This is a genomic window from Bradyrhizobium sp. Kon69 (assembly GCF_055807515.1).
This window is the reverse complement of sequence record NZ_JBVVOS010000390.1, coordinates 1-264: the sequence shown is the minus strand read 5'-3', so window position 1 is coordinate 264 and position 264 is coordinate 1. Positions and strand designations below refer to the sequence as shown.

The 264-nt window shown below is 63.3% G+C and carries 1 protein-coding gene; it reads left to right on the top strand.

Annotation, left to right across the window (positions count from 1 at the left end):
- Window positions 1–31: 31 nt before the first annotated feature.
- Window positions 32–264, top strand: a 233-nt coding sequence (locus tag AC0L3U_RS39555) for a LysR substrate-binding domain-containing protein (RefSeq protein WP_473365143.1), incomplete at its 3' end; no start/stop codon positions are given.

Genomic DNA, 264 nt, shown 5'->3' with positions numbered 1-264 from the left:
GTCTATGCCCGCCGTACTGGGCACCAGCCCCGTGGGAGATATCACCTTCCTAAACCAGGGCCGCAAATCGGCGTTGGTGCACGGCGACTGTATTCGGATAAACGACCTGGACGCGCAACTGATCGCCGCGCGCCAGGGCCTGGGGTTTGCGCTGTTGCCAAACTGGCTGGTGGCGCAAAGCATCCGGGCCGGCGAGTTGGTGGTCTGGTTGCCGCACTGGCGCCTCCAGGGTGTGGAACGCGAGTTTGCCGTGTGGTTTGTCTA